15 protein-coding genes are annotated in these 13,937 nt (G+C 73.3%); 10 read left to right on the top strand and 5 right to left on the bottom strand.

What is annotated here, in order from left to right; all coding sequences use genetic code 11:
• Positions 1 to 349 precede the first annotated feature (349 nt).
• Positions 350 to 1,366: a zinc-binding alcohol dehydrogenase family protein gene (locus tag QSJ97_RS11635; RefSeq protein ID WP_434220911.1), complete on the bottom strand. Its 1,017-nt coding sequence runs from the start codon at positions 1,364 to 1,366 to the stop codon at positions 350 to 352.
• A 133-nt stretch (positions 1,367 to 1,499) separates the two neighbouring features.
• On the opposite strand from QSJ97_RS11635, the gene QSJ97_RS11630 reads away from it, so the two are divergent.
• Positions 1,500 to 2,408 carry a LysR substrate-binding domain-containing protein gene (locus tag QSJ97_RS11630; RefSeq protein ID WP_285671934.1) on the top strand — a complete coding sequence of 303 codons (909 nt, stop codon included), beginning with the start codon at positions 1,500 to 1,502 and terminating at the stop codon, positions 2,406 to 2,408.
• An 82-nt stretch (positions 2,409 to 2,490) separates the two neighbouring features.
• Complete coding sequence (locus tag QSJ97_RS11625) at positions 2,491 to 3,108, top strand: HD domain-containing protein (RefSeq protein ID WP_285671933.1); 618 nt, start codon at positions 2,491 to 2,493, stop codon at positions 3,106 to 3,108.
• Between the two features lie 17 nt (positions 3,109 to 3,125).
• Here the strand turns inward: QSJ97_RS11625 and QSJ97_RS11620 are convergent, their stop codons facing one another.
• Positions 3,126 to 4,280, bottom strand: a complete 1,155-nt coding sequence (locus QSJ97_RS11620; protein ID WP_285671932.1) for a putative sulfate/molybdate transporter — start codon at positions 4,278 to 4,280, stop codon at positions 3,126 to 3,128.
• Positions 4,281 to 4,389: 109 nt separating this feature from the next.
• Between QSJ97_RS11620 and QSJ97_RS11615 the strand changes: the two genes are divergently transcribed.
• The 4 genes from QSJ97_RS11615 to QSJ97_RS11600 are packed head-to-tail and all read left to right on the top strand — an operon-like array spanning position 4,390 to position 8,026.
• On the top strand, positions 4,390 to 5,205 hold the full coding sequence (locus tag QSJ97_RS11615) for a molybdate ABC transporter substrate-binding protein (protein ID WP_285671931.1): 816 nt from the start codon (positions 4,390 to 4,392) through the stop codon (positions 5,203 to 5,205).
• A gap of 3 nt (positions 5,206 to 5,208) precedes the next feature.
• A complete protein-coding gene (locus tag QSJ97_RS11610; RefSeq protein ID WP_285671930.1) occupies positions 5,209 to 6,240 on the top strand; it encodes an iron ABC transporter substrate-binding protein in 1,032 nt (343 codons plus the stop codon).
• Positions 6,237 to 7,232 (top strand): FecCD family ABC transporter permease, encoded by a 996-nt coding sequence (locus tag QSJ97_RS11605; protein WP_285671929.1) that lies wholly within the window; start codon positions 6,237 to 6,239, stop codon positions 7,230 to 7,232. The genes QSJ97_RS11610 and QSJ97_RS11605 overlap by 4 nt, the downstream gene beginning before the upstream one ends.
• A complete protein-coding gene (locus tag QSJ97_RS11600; RefSeq protein ID WP_285671928.1) occupies positions 7,229 to 8,026 on the top strand; it encodes an ABC transporter ATP-binding protein in 798 nt (265 codons plus the stop codon). The genes QSJ97_RS11605 and QSJ97_RS11600 overlap by 4 nt, the downstream gene beginning before the upstream one ends.
• Here QSJ97_RS11600 and QSJ97_RS11595 read toward each other — a convergent pair.
• Positions 8,023 to 8,844, bottom strand: coding sequence for an amidohydrolase family protein (locus tag QSJ97_RS11595; protein ID WP_285671927.1), 822 nt, complete (start codon positions 8,842 to 8,844; stop codon positions 8,023 to 8,025). The genes QSJ97_RS11600 and QSJ97_RS11595 overlap by 4 nt on opposite strands.
• An 89-nt stretch (positions 8,845 to 8,933) precedes the next feature.
• Here QSJ97_RS11595 and QSJ97_RS11590 point away from each other — a divergent pair, with 89 nt between their 5' ends.
• From QSJ97_RS11590 to QSJ97_RS11575, 4 genes are read left to right on the top strand one after another with little or no spacing between them, the layout of a single operon-like run.
• Positions 8,934 to 9,677, top strand: a complete 744-nt coding sequence (locus QSJ97_RS11590) for a GntR family transcriptional regulator (protein WP_285671926.1) — start codon at positions 8,934 to 8,936, stop codon at positions 9,675 to 9,677.
• A 33-nt stretch (positions 9,678 to 9,710) separates the two neighbouring features.
• Entirely contained in the window at positions 9,711 to 10,673 is a 963-nt protein-coding gene (locus tag QSJ97_RS11585) for a TRAP transporter substrate-binding protein (RefSeq protein ID WP_285671925.1), read from the top strand.
• A complete protein-coding gene (locus QSJ97_RS11580; RefSeq protein ID WP_285671924.1) occupies positions 10,673 to 11,236 on the top strand; it encodes a TRAP transporter small permease in 564 nt (187 codons plus the stop codon). The genes QSJ97_RS11585 and QSJ97_RS11580 overlap by 1 nt, the downstream gene beginning before the upstream one ends.
• A 3-nt stretch (positions 11,237 to 11,239) precedes the next feature.
• On the top strand, positions 11,240 to 12,499 hold the full coding sequence (locus tag QSJ97_RS11575) for a TRAP transporter large permease (protein ID WP_285671923.1): 1,260 nt from the start codon (positions 11,240 to 11,242) through the stop codon (positions 12,497 to 12,499).
• Between the two features lie 58 nt (positions 12,500 to 12,557).
• Here QSJ97_RS11575 and QSJ97_RS11570 read toward each other — a convergent pair whose 3' ends face one another.
• Together QSJ97_RS11570 and QSJ97_RS11565 are read right to left on the bottom strand one after the other, a co-directional pair.
• Entirely contained in the window at positions 12,558 to 12,767 is a 210-nt protein-coding gene (locus QSJ97_RS11570) for a hypothetical protein (protein WP_285671922.1), read from the bottom strand.
• A gap of 50 nt (positions 12,768 to 12,817) precedes the next feature.
• Positions 12,818 to 13,933, bottom strand: coding sequence for a WD40 repeat domain-containing protein (locus QSJ97_RS11565; RefSeq protein WP_285671921.1), 1,116 nt, complete (start codon positions 13,931 to 13,933; stop codon positions 12,818 to 12,820).
• Between the last annotated feature and the right edge of the window lie 4 nt (positions 13,934 to 13,937).

The raw sequence follows: 13,937 nt of genomic DNA, 5'->3' as shown, positions 1-13,937 counted from the left end.
AATGTTCTGCCCCGCCGCCGCTGTTCATGGCCGCCCGACGCGGTGCGCGGTCCTGCTCGTAAAGCGGCCGGGCGGTTTCGTAAATCTCTATGACCCGGCGCCATGCTGTCGAGGCCCCGATATATGTGGCCTGCCTTCGCTTAAAACCGTCTAAACCACACAAATTTACGCGGTATCAATATATTTCCCGCAGGTCGCGTGCCATTGAGCAACCGAATCTCCCGTCCGGCGGTCTCTCCGAGTGATGTTGCGGCGCAGCATAATCATGCCGGCGCCGCGTTGTCACGGGGGCGGCGCGCGGCCCGGCGATGGCCGCGCGCCCGGGCCCGGAAGCCGGGGGCGGGCGGCGTCAGGCGATCGCGCCGAGCACGGTCTTGCCGATGGCGCGGCCGCTCTCCTGCTTCCTGTGCGCCGCGCGCAGGCTCTCCACCGTCAGCGGCCCCAGCGTCTCGTTGGCGGTGGTGACGATCCGGCCGGCATCGACCAGCGCCGCCACCCGGTCGAGCAGCGCGTGCTGGGCATCCATGTCGGCGGTCCGGAACATCGAGCGGGCGAACATGAACTCGATGTGGAAGGAGAGCGCCTTGGGCTTGATCTTCATGATGTCGAGGCCCTGCGGATCGTCGATCATGCCGATCTGGCCGCGCGGGCGGATCATCTCGACGATGGCGTCGAAATGCCGGTCGGTGGCGGTCAGCGCCGCCACGTGGTCGGGCTGCACGCCGAGCGCGGCGAGCTGCGCCGGCAGCGGCGCGCGGTGGTCGACGATGTCATGCGCGCCCATGCGGCGGCACCAGTCGCGGGTCTCGTCGCGCGAGGCGGTGGCGATCACCCGGAGCCCGGTGAGCTGCCGCGCCAGCTGGATCAGGATCGAGCCGACCCCGCCGGCGCCGCCGATCACCAGCAGGCTCTGCCCGGCGCCGCCGCCCTCCGGGATGCGGAAGCTGTCGAACAGCAGCTCCCAGGCGGTGATCGCGGTGAGCGGCAGCGCCGCCGCATCGGTCATCGAGAGGCTGGCGGGCTTGGCACCGACGATGCGCTCGTCCACCGCGTGCAGCGCCGCGTTGGTGCCCTGGCGCGTGACGTCGCCGGCATAGAAGACCGCGTCCCCCGGCCGGAACAGCGTCGCCTCCGGCCCGGCGGCGCGGACGATCCCGGCGGCGTCGAAGCCGAGGATCTTGTGGCCGCTCTCCGGCTCGGCGCGCATCCGCACCTTGACGTCCACGGGGTTGACCGAGACCGCCTGCACCTCGACGAGGAGATCGCGCGGGCGCAGCTCGGGAACCGGGATCTCCACGGCCTCGAGCGCCTCCGGCGCGTCGATCGGGCGGCTCCTGGTGTAGCCGATCGCCTTCATCATGGTCATGTCGGGGCTCCTTCCCTCGGGGGCCTGGCGGGGCAGGCGAGTGCCATTGGCAGCGCTCATGGATCATTGCGCTCCGATGAGCGATATGGCAGCCTGCCGGTGATCAGTGAAACGAGTTGTGCCAATTCGACCGATGAGCGACGCCAATAGATCTCCCTTCCGCCTCGATGTCGATCTCATCACGCTGCGGGCGCTGGTGGCGATCGCCGACACCGGCAGCTTCTCCGCGGCGGCGGAGCGGATCGGGCGCACCCAGTCTGCCGTGAGCCTGCAGATCGCCAAGCTCGAGGAGCGGCTGCAGACGCGCCTGCTCCGGCGCTCGAGCCGCCATGTCAGCCAGACGCCGGAGGGCGAGCTGCTGATCGGCTATGCCCGGCGCATCCTCGCGCTTGCCGACGAGGCGGCCACCGCGCTCACCGCGCCGGAGGCGGCGGCGCCGTTCCGCGTGGGCTTTGCCGACTATCTCGCGCCGGACCATCTGCACGCGCTGCTCGGCCGCTTCCGCCAGGCGCATCCGAAGCTGGTCTTCGAGCTGCGCCTCGGCACCGGGCTGATGCTGCGCGAGGCGCTGGCCTCCGGCGCGCTGGATGTCGCGGTGGCCGGGCCGGATGGCGGCATGGGCGCGGATGACGGGGAGGTGCTGCTGACCGAGCCGATGGTCTGGGTCGCCGCGTCGCAGGGGGCGCCGCAGGGGGCGCCGCTGGCCGAGCCGGTGCCGCTGGTGCTGATGCAGCCGCCCTGCAGCTTCCGACGGGTGGCGCTCGAGGCGCTCGACCGGGCCGGGCTCGGCTGGCGCGTCGGCACCGAGGCGAACGCGATCCAGGCGGTGCGCTCGGCGGTGCAGGCGCAGCTCGGGGTCTCGGCGGTGGCGCGCTCGGCGGCGGCGGGAATGCGCATCCTCGGCGCGCCGCTTCCCGCGCTGCCGGAGACCGCGATGGTGGCCTATCGCGGCCCCGGCGGGCACCCGCTGACCGACCGCTTCATCGCCTTCCTGAAGGACGGGCTGGCGGCCCCCGGCGCCGCCGCGCTGGCGGCGGAGTAGCCCTGCGCCGGCCGCGAAAACGCTTCACATGCCGCGCCGCTTGCGCCAGCATCGCCGCCAGCAGCAGCAGAGGAGAGCCGGCATGGACGACAGCGCGCAGCCCGTGGTGTCCTTCACGCAGATGAAGGACGGCACGCGCGAGGATTACGAGCTGCTCGAGCGTTTCGAGAAGCCCTTCACCGCGGGCACCGCCGACCGGCTGCTGAAGGAGCTGGCGATGCAGGCCGACGAGACGCTCTCGGGCTACCGCATCACCCGGCTCGAGCACGGGCTGCAGGCCGCCACCCGCGCGCGCCGCGACGGTGCCGACATCGACTGGGTGGTGGCCGCCCTGCTGCACGATATCGGCGACCGGCTGGCGCCGAAGAACCACGACCGCATGGCCGCCGAGATCCTCCGCCCCTTCGTGCGCGAGGAGGTCGCCTGGGTGGTCGAGCATCACGGCCTGTTCCAGACCTACTACTACGCGCATCACTATGGCCGGGACCCGGAGGAGCGCCAGCGTTTCGCCGGGCATCCCTGCTTCCGGAGCTGCGCCGATTTCTGCGAGCGCTGGGACCAGTCGAGCTTCGATCCGGACTATCCGACCGAGCCGCTGGAGAGCTTTGCCGAGGCGGTGCGCGAGGTCTTCGCGCGCAAGGCCTACGACCCGGCGGTGATCCGCGCCGGCGAGGTGCTGGGGCTGCCGCCCGCGGCCTGAGGCGCCTCTGCCGGGGCTCAGCCCTCGCGGCGGTGCAGCCGGCGCAGGAGCGCGACCCGTGCCGTCTCCGCCGCGAGCCCGGCGAGCAGCCCGAGGAAGGGGTCCTGCCAGAGCGTGACCAGCGCCGCCAGCGCGATCACCGGCCGGCAGGAGGGGCGGGCATCGGCGAGCCGACGGCCGAGCGCAAGCTGCCCCGCCGCCACCAGCAGCAGCGCGCCGAGCCCCGCCGCCGGCAGCAGGGCCAGCACCCGGGCGGCTTCGGCGGGCGCCAGCGCCAGCGCCAGCAGCCCGCTGCCGAGCAGCGCCGGCGCCAGCCCGCTCCGCGCGCCGAAGCGGTGATGCGCCGCCAGCCCGCCGGCGCCGTGGCACATCGGCAGCGCGCCGAGGGGGCAGAGCAGCAGGTTCGCCGCCCCGCTGGTCAGCAGCAGCCGCCGCGGGGTGACATGCGCCGCCCGCTCGCCGAAGAGATCGCCCGCCACCAGCGCCGTCAGCAGCACCGCATTGGTCAGCGTCATCGCGAGCTGGGGCAGGGCGAGCCCGGTCACCGCCAGTTCGATCTCCGCGCGGTCGGGCCAGCCGGGGAGCGCGAAGGCGGCGGGCGCAGGCGGCGCCTCGGCCGGCGGCCCCAGCAGCTGCCCGGCGATCGCCGCGACCGCCAGCGCCAGAACCGCCGCCGGCAGCGCCGGCGCGACGAAGGCCAGCAGCAGCACCGCCAGCGTCAGCCCCGCCACCGCCGGCGCCTCCGCCATCAGCCCGAGCGCCACCGCCCCCAGCGTCAGCCCGAGCCCGAGCTGCAGCCCCGCCAGCACCGATTGCGGCACCGCGCGCGCCAGCCGCTTCACCGCGCCGCCGGTGCCGAGCAGCAGCAGCACCGCGCCGAGCAGCACCCCGCTCGCCGCCAGCGCCGCCGGGCTCACCGCGCCGGTCACCACCAGCGCCGCCACCGCCTTCATCGGCTGCACCGGCACCGGCAGGCGATAGACCGCCGCGGTCATCAGATAGGCCAGGCCGAAGCCGGCCAGCACCGGCGCCGGCGCCAGCCCGCCCATGGCGATCGCGCCCAGCATCAGCGGCAGGAGCGTGCCGAGATCGCCGAGCGCGCCATTGGCCTCGCGCAGCCCGCGGCCGAGCCGCGCCGCATGTGTCGCCGGTGTGTTCATGGTGCACATCATGCCAGCCTCCGCGACGGATGGCGATTGCCTCGAACGAAACAACAAGGATTGCGTAATTTTGCATGAGAATGCATCAGAAGGTGCAGGTCGAGACAAGGGGAGGACCACCATGAGATCGCGCGCAATCGCCGGGGCCGTCGCCGCCGGAGCCATGCTGATGAGCCTCGGCGCCGCCGCCGAGCCGGTGACCCTGTTTGCCGCCGGCAGCCTCAAGACCGCCCTCGGCGCGGTGGCGGAGGCCTTTGCCGAGCGCCACGGCACGGCGGTGGAGACGCGGTTCGGCCCCTCGGGCCTGATGCGCGGGCGGATCGAGGCGGGCGAGACGGCGCATGTCTTCGCCTCGGCCAACATGCGCCATCCGCGCAGGCTGGAGGCGGCGGGCCGCGGCGGCCCGGTGGCGCTGTTCGCGCGCAACCGGCTCTGCGCGCTGACCCAGCCGGAGGCGACGGCGGAGAGCGACACGCTGCTCGCGGCGATGCTCGACGATGGCACCCGGCTCGGCACCTCGACGCCGAAGGCCGATCCCTCGGGCGACTATGCCTGGGCGCTCTTCGACAGGGCCGAGGCGCTCGTGCCCGGGGCCGCCGAGGCGCTCAAGGCGAAGGCGCTGCAGCTCACCGGCGGGCCGGACAGCGCCAGCGCCCCGGAGGGCCGCAACACCTATGGCTGGGTGATGGAGAACGACCGCGCCGACATCTTCCTGACCTATTGCACCAATGCCGTGCTGGCACGGGCCGAGGTGCCGGAGCTGCGCATCGTGGCGATCCCGGCGGCATTGTCGGTGGGCGCCGATTATGGCCTGATGGTGCTCGACGGCGCGCCCGAGGAGGCGTGGAAGCTGGCCGTCTACATCCTGTCGCCGGCGGGCCAGCGGGTGCTTGCGGAATACGGGTTCGAGAGCGGGGCGCTGCCCGCCGGGGAGTGAGGCATGACGCGGATCCTGGCCTGTCTGCTGCTGGTCGCGCTGGCCTGGCCGGCCTCGGCGCGGATGGTGACCGACAGCGCCGGGCGCCGCGTCGAGGTGCCCGAGACGATCGGCCGGGTCTTTGCCGCCGGGCCGCCGGCGGCGGTGTTCCTCTACGTGCTGGCGCCCGAGACGATGCTCGGCTGGCCGCGGGCGCTGCGGCCGGAGGAGCGCCCGTTCATCGCCGCGCCGTATCGCGACCTGCCGGAGCATGGCCGCCTCACCGGCCGCGGCGGCGAGGCCAATCTCGAGCGGGTGATCGCCGCGGCGCCCGACCTGATCCTCGATTTCGGCTCGGTGCGGGAGACCTATGTCGATCTCGCCGACCGGGTGCAGGCGCAGACCGGGATCCCCTATGTGCTGATCGACGGGCGCTTCGAGGCGACCGCCGAGGCGCTGCGGCTGATGGGCGCGATCCTCGGGGTCGAGGAACGCGCCGAGCGGCTGGCCCGCGATGTCGAGGGCACGCTGGCCCGGGTCGACGCGGTGCTCGCCGGGGTGCCGGAGGCGGCCCGCCCGCGGGTCTATCTGGCGCGCGGGCCGGCCGGGCTCGAGACCGGCACGCGCGGCTCGATCAATTCGGAGATCATCGAGCGCGCCGGCGGGGTGAACGTCGCCGAGGCGCCGGGGCGCGGGCGCATCGTGCAGGCCTCGATCGAGCAGGTGATCGTCGCCGATCCCGAGGTCATCGTGACCTGGGATGCGGGGTTCCATCGCCGGGTGCGGGCGGACCCGCTCTGGGCCGGGATCGCCGCGCTGCGCGCGGGGCGGGTGCTTCTCGCGCCCACCGCGCCCTTCGGCTGGATCGACCGGCCGCCCTCGATCAACCGGATGATGGGGCTGCGCTGGATGGCCGGGCGGCTCTGGCCGGAGCGCTGGGGGGGACGGCTGCGCGACGAGATCCGGGAGTTCTACGCGCTCTACTACCAGGTGGCGCTGACCGAGGCCGAGCTCGACACGCTCGAGGCCTGGGCCGGGGGGAGCCCGCCGCGGTGACCGCGGGCGGCGGCTGGCGGCTCGGCGCGGCGCTGCTCGCGGCGCTGCTCGTGCTGGCCGGCGCGGCGCTGCTGGTCGGCCCCTATGCGCTGACCCCCGGCGAGGTGGCGGCGGCGCTGCTCGGCCAGGGCGACCGCCAGGCCGGGATCGTGGTGCGCCAGGTGCGGCTGCCGCGGGTCGCGGCGGCCCTGCTGCTCGGGGCGGCGCTGGCCTCGGCCGGGGCGGCCTATCAGGCGCTGTTCCGCAACCCGCTGGTCTCGCCGGACATCCTCGGCGTTTCGGCCGGCGCCGGGCTCGGCGCGGTGCTCGGGATCTTCCTGTCGCTGCCGGTGCTCGGCATCCAGCTCGCGGCCTTTGCCGGCGGGCTCGGCGCGGTGGCGCTGGTCTGGGTGGTGGCGGCGGCGGTGCAGCGCGGCGATCCGACGCTGGTCCTGGTGCTCACCGGTGTCGTCGTCGGGGCGCTGGCCGGGGCCGCGACCTCGCTGGTGAAGGTGCTGGCCGACCCCTATGACCAGCTCCCCGCGATCACCTTCTGGCTGCTCGGCTCGCTCGCCGCGGTGACCCCGGCCGACATCGCCCCGGCGCTGCCGGCGGTGGTGCTGGGGCTGGTGGTGCTCGGGCTGCTGCGCTGGCGCATCAACGTGCTCGGCATGGGCGACGAGGAGGCCCGCGCGCTCGGCGTCGAGGCCGGGCGGCTGCGGCTCTGGACCGTGGTGGCGGCGACGCTGGTGACCGCGAGCGTCACCGCGGTGGCCGGCGTCGTCGGCTGGGTCGGGCTGGTGATCCCGCATGTCGGGCGGATGCTGGTGGGGCCGGGCTTCGGGCGGCTGCTGCCGGTCTCGGCGGCGGTGGGGGCGGGCTATCTCCTGGTGGTGGACACGCTGGCCCGCAGCATCGCCGCCACCGAGGTGCCGCTCGGCATCCTCACCGCGGCGATCGGCGCGCCCTTCTTCATCTGGCTGCTGGCGCGCGGGCGGCGGGGCTGGTCGTGAGGCTCGCGGCGCGCGACCTCGCCATCGGCCATGGCGGGCGGGCGATCGGGCGGGGGCTCTCGCTCGCGGTCGGCCCGGGGGAGATCCTCTGCCTGCTCGGGCCCAACGGCTGCGGCAAGACCACGCTGTTCCGCACGCTGCTCGGGCTGATCCCGGCGCTCGGCGGCACGGTCACGCTGGGCGAGGCGCCGCTGGCCCGGCTCGGGCGGGCCGCGGTGGCCCGGCGCATCGCCTATGTGCCGCAGGCCCATGCCCCGCCGTTTCCCTATGCCGCGCGCGAGATCGTGCTGATGGGGCGCACCGCGCGGCTCGGGCCCTTCGCCAGCCCCGGCGCGGCCGATCATGCGGCGGCGGCGGCGGCGCTGGACCGGCTCGGCATCGCCGGGCTCGGCGGGCAGGACTACACGCGCCTCTCCGGCGGCCAGCGCCAGCTCGTGCTGATCGCGCGGGCGCTGGCGCAGGGCGCGCCGCTGCTGGTGATGGACGAGCCCACCGCCAGCCTCGATTTCGGCAACCGGGCGCGGGTGCTGGCCGAGATCGCGGCGCTCGCCCGGGCCGGCGCGGCGGAGGGGCGGGGGGTGATCTTCTCGACCCATGACCCGGAGCAGGCCTTTGCCCTCGGCGCCGAGGTGCTGCTGATGCAGGGCGGCGCGATCCGCGCCCGCGGGCGGCCCGAGGCGGCGCTGACCGCGGCGCGGCTCTCGGAGGTCTACGGCGTGCCGATCACCGTGGAGCGCACCGAGAGCGGCCGGCTGGTCTGTGCCGCCCCGCTCGGGCTGCGCCGGGGCGGCTAGGCGCCCGAAGCGCCGGTCCAGCAGGCCTGCCAGCCGAGGCTGGCGGCATAGTCGTGCCGGCCCTCGAACTGCGTCCAGGGCCAGTCGCTGCCCCAGAGCAGCTGCTCCGGCCCGAGCGCGCCGGCGAGGCGGCCGAACACCGTCCGGCAAGCCCGCGCCGCCTCTGCCGAGGCGAGGCGCGGGAACACCCGGTAGGGCGCCGAGACCTTGACGAAGACCCGGCCCCTCGGCGCCGCCAGGATCGCGCGGTGGCCGGGGCAGGCGGCGCCGGCGGCGTCGGACGGCAGGCCGAAATGGTCCACCACCACGGTCTCGCAGCGGGTCAGCAGGGCCTCCAGCACCGGGGCGAGGCGGGCGCCCTCGCAATGCAGCTCGACATGCCAGCCGCGGGCCGAGACCGCCGCCAGGAGCGGCTCCCAGGGCGCCAGCGCGGCGGCATCGGCAGGCCGGCCGACAAGGTTGAGCCGCATCCCCACGACACCCGCCGCATCGGCCTCGGCCAGCGCCTGCGGCCAGCCCGGATCCGCCGGATCGAGCACGACGACGCCGCGCAGCGCGAGATCCTCCCAGGCCTCGGCCTCGCGCAGCGCGGCCAGCAGGAAGCTGTTGTCGGCGCCGAGAAAGCTCGGCTGCACCAGCAGCCCGCCGGCCAGCCCGTGCCCGCGCAGGAGCGCCGCGTAATCGGCCAGCGTCGCGTCCGCGGTGGGGGTGTAGCGCCGGCCCGGCGCCATCGGCAGCGCGTGGTGGAAGACATGGGCATGGCCGTCGATGGGCCCGGAGACCCCGCCCATCAGCCGGTTCGCGCCGGTCAGCAGCATGATGCATCACCTCTTGACATCTCTGGTTCTATAGAGAACTTAAGAACCAGAGTTTGTCCAGATGGAATCGCCCGAGGGGGAGCCGCCCGATGTCGCGCCACGACCCGGAACTCGCCGGAGACCGCCGCCTGCCGCTCTATCAGCGGCTGGCCGACGAGCTCCGCCGCGAGATCAATGCCGGGCGCTGGAAGCCGGGCGAGCGGGCGCCCTCGGAGACCTGGCTGGCCGAGCATTTCGAGATCGCCCCCGGCACCGCGCGCCAGGCCATCGCCATGCTGGTGGACGAGGGGCTGCTGGAGCGCTTCCGCGGCAAGGGCACCTTCGTGCGCCGCCCGCGCTTCGATCATTCGCTGTTCCGCTTCTTCCGCTTCCGCGACCGCTCCGGCGAGAACCGCATGCCCGAGGGGCGCATCCTGCACCGCGAGGTCGCGCCGATGCCGGACCATGTCGCCGAGGCGCTGGGCCTCGGGGCGGATGCGCTCGGGATCGCGATGTCGCGCCTGCGCCTGATCGGCGGCGAGCCGGTGCTGGCCGAGGAGATCTGGCTGCCGGCCGGGCCCTTCGCCGATTTCCTCGAGATCCCGGTCGGCGAGGTCGGGCCGCTGCTCTACCCCGTCTACGAGAGCGCCTGCGGGCAGCTCGTGGTCTCCGCCGACGAGGCGCTGCGGGCCGAGGCCGCGGGCCCCGAAACCGCCCGGTTGCTGCAGATCGACGCCGGCGCCCCGGTCATCGTGATCGACCGGCTGGCCCGCGGCATCGGCGGCGCGCCGCTCGAATGGCGCCGCTCGCGCGGGCGGGCCGACCAGTTCCACTACACCACCGAGATCCGCTGACAGGCGGACGCCCCCCCAAGGAAGGATACCCCCATGAAGCACCTGACCCTTGCCGCCGCCGGCCTCGCGCTCAGCGCCGGCCTCGCCCTCGCCGAGCCGCGCGAGGTGCGCATCGCCAGCCATGTCTCGGAATTCTCGCCGCTGCACGCGCAGTCGGTGCTGTTTGCCGAGGCGGTGGAGGCGCGCCTGCCCGGGCAGTTCGAGTTCAAGCTCTTCCCCTCCGGCCAGCTCGGCAAGGAGAAGGACCTGATGACCAACATCCAGGCCGGCTCGCTGGAGATGATCAACGTCGCTTCGGGCGTGATGAAGCTCGACAGGAAGCTCGGCGTCTTCGACCTGCCCTGGCTGTTTGCCGACCGCGACCATGTCCGCCGCGCCATGGCGGCCGGGCTCGAGGACGCGATCCGCGCGCGGATCGAGGAGGTCGGCAACATGAAGGTGATCGGGGTCTACGAGAACGGCTTCCGGCACGTGATCAACGCCGAGCGGGCGATCACCGAGCCCTTCGACCTCGAGGGCCTGAAGATCCGCATCTCCGGCGGCAAGTTCCGCCAGCAGGTGTTCCAGAACATGGGCGCGACGCCGCAGAAGGTGTCGTGGGGCGAGACCTTCACCGCGATGCAGACCGGCGTGGTCGATGGCGCCGAGGCCGCGACCTACGGCTTCTACGAGCAGAAGCACTTCGAGGTGGCGGGGTATCTCTCGCTCACCGGGCATGTCTACACGCCGTCGTTCCTGCTCGCCTCCAACGCCTTCTTCGACAGCCTGACGCCGAAGCAGCAGGCGGTCTTCGTCGAGGTCGGGCGCGAGATCACCGATGCGGCCTATGACTCCGCCGCCGCGCTCGAGGCGAAATACTTCGAGGAGATGAAGGCGCTCATCGAGATCAACGAGGTCGATCTGGCGGCGTTCAAGGCGGCCACCGCCGAGAGCTATGCCGACTACGAGGAGAGCCAGGGCGAGGAGTATCTCGCGATCATCCGCGGCGCGCAGTGATGCGATCCCTGCGGATCCTCGACCGGATTGTCGAGGCGGTGGCGGTGGCGATCTTCGCCGCCTCCTGCCTCTTCATCCTGCTGAACGTGCTCAACCGCTATCTCGTGCTCGGCCTGATGCGCGACCTGGCGAAGGACTGGGAGGGCATGCGCCCGGTCTATTTCGCGCTGCGCGACCTGCTCGGCTCGATCGTGGTGACCGCCGACGAGGTGCCGGGCTTCCTGCTGGTCTGGATCGCCTTCCTCGGCGCCTATCTGGCGATGCGGCGCGAGGGGCACATCGCCTTCGACCTGCTGGCCGAGGCGCTGCCGCGGCGCCCGCGCCGGCTGCTCGCCTGCGTCAATGCCGGGCTGATCGCGGGGTTCCTCGCGATGCTGCTCTGGCAGTCGGTGCGGATGATCCGGGTCTCCGGCAGCACCGAGATCGAGACCGCGGAGATCGCCCAGGGCTGGTTCATGCTGATCCTGCCGCTGGCGGCGGTGCTGCTGCTGGTGGCGGTGGCGGCGCGGCTGCGCGCGGCGCTCTCCGACGCCCCCGGCGAACAACCCCAAGAGGAGGGCTGAGCGATGGCCTGGCTGGTGATCGGCCTCCTGCTCCTGATGATCGCCATGGGCATGCCCATCGGCTTCGCGCTGATGATCGCCGCGACGATCTCGATGGCGGTGTCCGGGATCGACCTGATCATGGCGCCGATCCAGATGTTCTCGGGCGTCAACAAGGTGGTGCTGCTGGCGATCCCGCTGTTCATCTTCATGGGCGAGCTGATGGGGGCGACCTCGATCTCCGACCGCATCATCGCGCTGGCGCGGGCGCTGGTCGGCTGGATGCGCGGGGGGCTGGCGCATGTCAACGTGGTGACCTCGATGTTCATGGCCGAGATGTCGGGCTCGGCGGTGGCGGATGCCGCGGTGATGAGCAAGATCTTCGTCCCCTCGATGGCGAAGCAGGGCTATCCCAAGCCCTTCGCCGCGGCGGTGACGGCGACCAGCGCCACCCTCGGCATCATCATCCCGCCCTCGATCCCCATGGTGCTCTATGGCGTGACGACGAACACCTCGATCAAGGACCTGTTCATCGCCGGCATCGTGCCGGGGATCCTGCTCGGCGGCGCCTTCATGATCACCAGCTACATCTTCGCCCGGCGCGAGGGGCACCCGGTGGACGCCGCCTTCGAGCTGCCGCGGCTCGGGCGGGCCTTCAAGGCGGCGCTGGTGCCGCTGATGATCCCGGTGCTGGTGGTCGGCGGGCTGATCGGCGGCTTCGTCACGCCCACCGAGGCGGCGGCGCTCGGCGCGGTGGCGGCGCTGGTCTTCGGCTGGGTGATGCGGCGCGATCTCGACACCCGCATCGTCTACGGCCTCGCCGTGGCCACGGTGCGCCAGACCTCGGTGGTGATGATGATCATCGCCGGCTCGGCGGTGCTCGGGCAGTTCCTCGCCAACGAGCAGATCCCGCAGAAGATCGCCGAGGGGCTCGGCGGGCTGACCGAGAGCTACGTGCTGCGGCTGCTGCTGATCAACGTCTTCCTGCTGTTCCTCGGCATGTTCCTGCATGCCTCGGCGGCGATCATCGTGGTGGTGCCGATGCTGCTGCCGCTGAGCCAGCAGATGGGCATCGACCCGGTGCATTTCGGGGTGATCGTCTGCCTCAATCTCGGCATCGGGCAGCAGACCCCGCCGGTGGCCTCGGTGCTGCTGACGGTGTGCTCGGCCACCGGGCTGAAGATCGAGGAGGTGATGGGCTACTGCAAGTGGTTCATCCTGGCGATGTTCGCCACGCTCCTGGTGGTGAGCTTCCTGCCCGTCACCGCGACCTGGTTCCTCTGAACCGGGCCGGAGCCGCAACGCGCGCCGCGCCGGATCTCCCCGGCGCGGCGCGATTCGCTCAGTTGGCGCGGCCCGAGCTGCCGAGCCGGTTCTCCGCGATCCAGCGGGCGGCGAGCACCAGCGTGCCCATCGCGAACTCCTTGCCGTGCGCGGCCACCATCTCCTCGGCGAGCATCGCCGCGCGCTGGAAGAAGGCGTCCTTGCTCTCCTCCTCGGGGGTGAGCCGGGCCGGGGCGGCGGTGTCGGCGGCTGTGGTCTGGTCGGTCATGGGTCGTCTCCCTTGCTTGGTTGTATCGGTCGTGCGGTCCGTCGTCGGGCTCACTTGAACATCTGCGGCGGGAACTCGGCGATCGCGGCCTGGCCGGCGGAATCGCCGAGCGCCAGGCGGTCGCCATCCGGCGACCAGGCGAGCACGGTCACCGCGCCGCCGGTATCGGGGCGCAGCATCAGCTCGTCGCGCTGGCCGAGCTGGGCGATCACCGTCAGCCCGCTGTCATAGCCCGCGGCCACCAGATCCCGCCCGGGATGGGCGGTGACCGCGGCCACCGGCACGAGGCCGGGGCGCCCGGTGGCCAGCGCGCCCGACATGTCGCCGTCGAGCGGCGGCGGGTCCATCGTCCAGGCCGAGACGCGGAACGCGCCGGAGGTCACCAGCGCCCCCGCCGCGCCGCTCCAGACGGTGTCGCGCACCGGCGCGGGGAAGCGCGCGATATGGGCCGTCCTGCCGTCCTCCGGGCGGGTGAGCTGCACCCCGCCGGCGCCGAGCGGGGCGGCGAGCCAGGTGCCGTCCGGGCTCCAGGCCAGCGCCGTCGGCCCGCCGGGAAAGCCGATCTCGCGGCGTTCGGCGCTGCCGTCCAGCCGGTGCAGCGTGATCCCGGCCATGTGCCCGCAGGCGAGCCAGCCGCCGCAGGGCGAGAGCGCCGCCGCGCCGAGCGCGTGTTCATGGGCGAGGCGCAGCGGCTCGGCCTCCCCGGCCAGCACCAGCGCGGTGGCCTCCGCCGCCGCCGCGAGCAGCCCGGCCCGGCCGTCGAGCGCGACCACCTCGCCCGGCAGCGCCGGCGCCAGCCGCACCGCCTGGCCCCGCGGCGTCACGCGGTAGAGCTGGCCATCGGCGGTGCCGGCGGCGATCTCGCGTGCGCCGAAGGGGGCGATCGCGGTCACCGCCCCGGCGATCCCGTCGGCCGGGGCCGGCGGGGCGGGGGGCCTGGCCCGCGGGCGGATCGTCGTGCGGGCGGTCTCGATGTCGATGCGCATCCGCTTCGCCGCCGGCTCCGGGTCGGCCGCCGGGGCCAGCACCAGCCCGCCATCGGCGTCGAGGAACGCAACCGTCCCGCCATCGGCGGCGAAGACCGCCGCGGCGATGCGCGCGGGGCGCTGCCAGGCGCGTCCGAGCAGGTCGAAGAGGCTCGGCGGCGCGAGGGTTTCCTGATCCATGCCT

Origin of the sequence: Paralimibaculum aggregatum (assembly GCF_030270585.1) — a bacterium.
Taxonomy (GTDB): Bacteria; Pseudomonadota; Alphaproteobacteria; order Rhodobacterales; family Rhodobacteraceae; genus Thermohalobaculum; species Thermohalobaculum aggregatum.
Note: the sequence above shows the minus strand (reverse complement) of the source record. Positions and strands in the feature narration are given on the sequence as shown.